At 53.6% G+C, this 1714-nt stretch carries 1 protein-coding gene; it reads left to right on the top strand.

Annotated elements, in window-relative coordinates; genetic code table 11:
* On the top strand, nt 1-1714 hold a 1714-nt coding region (priA, locus tag VIR50_RS00030), incomplete at both ends, for a replication restart helicase PriA (protein ID WP_331933105.1).

Raw genomic sequence — 1714 nt, 5'->3', positions numbered from 1 at the left:
ACTGCTCGTTCCGCTGGGACGAAGCAAGACCTATACGGCCGTGGCAGTGGCGCTTCACGACACGAAACCCGACTTTGACGTGAAGGAAATACTTGCCGTGCTCGACGCCGAACCGGTGTTGTTGCCACAGCAAATGAAGCTGTGGCAATGGATTTCGGACTACTATTTGTCGCCCATAGGTGATGTTTATAAGGCTGCTTTGCCCTCGGGACTGAAGGCGGAGGACGGCTATCGGCCTAAAACGGAAACGTATATAGGCTTGGCCGAGCCGTGTAGGAACGAGCAAACGCTGCACACCTGCCTGAATATATTGGGCCGGGCGGCGAAGCAATATCAAACTTTCATGGAATACCTATCGCTCTCGGGATGGGATTCTATCGAGGGAACGACGACGCGAAAGCCCATCGTGGAGATTACACGGGAGGAATTGATGAATACCACGGGCTGCTCCTCGGCCGTTATCAAGGCGCTGACCGACCGCCGATTTCTTTATACTTATGAGAAGACCGTGGGCCGACTCAACAGCGACGGTGAGCCTCATCCCGAGTTGATACAGCCCCTTAGCCAACCACAGCAGGACGCTTACAACCAAATAGTGCTGCAATTCTTGTCGAAACCCGTGGTGTTGCTCCACGGAGTGACGTCGAGTGGCAAGACCGAAGTGTACATTCACCTCATTCAAAAGGCGCTCGACGACCATAAGCAGGTGCTCTATCTGCTGCCCGAAATAGCGCTCACGGTGCAAATAACCAGCCGTTTGCAGCGGGTATTTGGCAACCGATTGGGCATATATCATAGCAAATACAGCGACGCTGAGCGTGTGGAGATATGGAATAAGCAGCTCTCCGGCCATCCCTATGACGTTATTTTGGGTGCCCGGAGTGCGGTTTTCCTGCCCTTTCAACAGCTCGGATTGGTCATTATTGACGAGGAACACGAGACGAGTTTCAAGCAACAAGACCCCGCACCACGCTATCATGCCCGCAGCGCGGCCATCGTTTTGGCCCAAATGTATGGCGCCCGGACGCTCTTGGGCACCGCTACGCCGTCGATGGAAAGCTATTTCAACGCCCAACAAGGCAAGTATGGCATGGTAAGTTTGCTGACGCGCTATCGTGACATCAGCCTGCCCGAGATACAAGTGGTCGACATCAAGGACCTGCGACGCCGCAAGATGATGAACGGTCCCTTCTCACCCGACTTGTTATTGGCTATCCGTGAGGCCTTGAAGAGCGGAAATCAGGCCATTCTTTTCCAAAATCGGCGTGGCTTTGCGCCCATGATAGAGTGTCGGGAGTGTGGTTGGGTGCCCAAATGTAGCAACTGTGACGTTTCGCTTACGCTGCATAAGCGGCTCAATTTGCTGACATGTCATTACTGTGGGTTCACGTATGGCGTGCCAACGGTGTGCCCCAATTGTGGCAGTACCCAACTTCAAGGGCGTGGTTACGGCACTGAGAAGATAGAAGATTACATTCGTGAGCTCTTTCCCGAGGCCCGGGTGGCCCGCATGGACCTTGATACCACTCGCACCCGCAACGCTTATGAGCGTATTATTCACGATTTTTCATGTGGCAAGACCAATCTGCTCATCGGCACGCAGATGATCAGTAAGGGGCTGGATTTCGACAAAGTAAGTGTCGTAGGCATACTTGACGCCGACTCCATGCTCAATTATCCCGACTTCAGGGCCTACGAGCAGGCCTTCATGATG

It is taken from the genome of Prevotella sp. (assembly GCF_036570325.1).
Lineage (GTDB): Bacteria > Bacteroidota > Bacteroidia > Bacteroidales > Bacteroidaceae > Prevotella.
The sequence above is the reverse complement of the archived record's forward strand: the minus strand, read 5'-3'. Positions and strand labels throughout refer to the sequence as shown.